A 1338-nucleotide genomic window follows, 5' to 3' on the forward strand; every position below is an offset into this window, starting at 1 on the left:
CCGTCGACACCGTGCGGGACCTGGCGCTCGGGCGGCACGGCGACGGGCCGGCGCACCGGGCGTTCCGGGCCCGGTTCGCGCAGACCGCTTCGGCGCTGCGGGCCAAGTCGGTCGAGGACACGGCGTTCTACCGGCACACGCCGCTGCTGTCGGCGCTGGAGGTCGGCGGCTGCCCGCACGACCCGGCGGTGTCCGCCGGGGACTTCCACGCGTACTGCGCGCGCGTGCAGCGGGACTGGCCGTACACCTCGACGGTGCTGTCCACGCACGACACGAAGCGCAGCGCGGACGTGCGGGCGGGCATCGCGGTGCTCACCCAGTGCCCCGACCACTGGGAGACACTGCTGGCCCAGGTGACGGAGCGGACCGCGCACGGCGGCGGGACGAGCTCCCCCGACCCCCAACTGGCGTGGGCGGCCTGGCAGACGGTGGCCGGGCTCGGGCCGGCCGAACCGGAGCGGATGCAGCAGGCACTGCTCAAGCACGCGCGCGAGGCGGGCCTGTTCACGACCTGGACGGAGCAGAACACCGCCTATGAGGGCGCGCTACGGGACTTCGTGGCGTCCGGCCCGTGCGGCCCGCCCGGGGATGCGGTGCTGCGCTTCATGGAGGAACTCGCACCGCATGTAGGGGCGAACGTTCTGGGCGCGGCCCTGGTCCACCTCACGATGCCGGGCGTGCCGGACCTCTACCAGGGCACCGAGCACGAGTACCGCGCCCTGGTGGACCCGGACAACCGGGAGCCCGCCCGCTTCGACGTGAAGGGACGCGGTGCGCTCTCCGAGGAGAAGGCCGCCCTCACGAAGGCGGCCCTGCGGCTGCGCAGGGAGCACCCCGAGTGGTTCGGCGGCTCGGCGACCTATGCGCCGCTGTCCGTGGAGGGGTCGGGCGCGGGGCACTGTGTGGCCTATGCACGGTCGGGACGGGTGGTCGTGGCGGTGACCCGGTTGTCGCTCCGGCTGGCCGAGGCGGGTGGCTGGCGGGAGACAGAGCTGGTGCTCCCTGAAGGCGAGTGGACCGAACTGCTCGATCCAGAGCGGCAGTTCAGCGGTCACGCGCGCGTGGCGGACCTTTTCCGGCGGTTGCCGGTGGCACTCCTGGTACGCGCCGAGGACGGCGCCGCCGGTCTCAGTGCAGGCGTACGTGAAGGGCGGCGGGAGCGCGGGTGAGCAGCCCTTCGGGGGCGGGCCTGAAGCCAGGTGCCCAGGCGAGCCGGGGCAGCGCCTCCAGCAGGGCCTGCAGGCCCGACCCGGCGGTGAGGCGGGCGAGCTGGACGCCGAGGCAGCGGTGCCGGCCCGCGCCGAAGGCCAGCTGCCCGGGGGCGGCGCGGAAGAGGTC

The 1338-nt window shown here is 74.6% G+C and carries 2 pseudogenes; one reads left to right on the forward strand and one right to left on the reverse strand.

Features of this window, described 5'->3' with window-relative positions:
• Positions 1-1169: pseudogene (locus tag G3I40_RS13425) on the forward strand (malto-oligosyltrehalose synthase); the annotation flags it as partial.
• Here the strand turns inward: G3I40_RS13425 and G3I40_RS13430 are convergent.
• Positions 1129-1338, reverse strand: a pseudogene (locus G3I40_RS13430) (cytochrome P450); the annotation flags it as partial. The pseudogenes G3I40_RS13425 and G3I40_RS13430 overlap by 41 nt on opposite strands.

Origin of the sequence: Streptomyces sp. SID14478 (assembly GCF_010548525.1) — a bacterium.
Classification (GTDB): domain Bacteria; phylum Actinomycetota; class Actinomycetes; order Streptomycetales; family Streptomycetaceae; genus Streptomyces.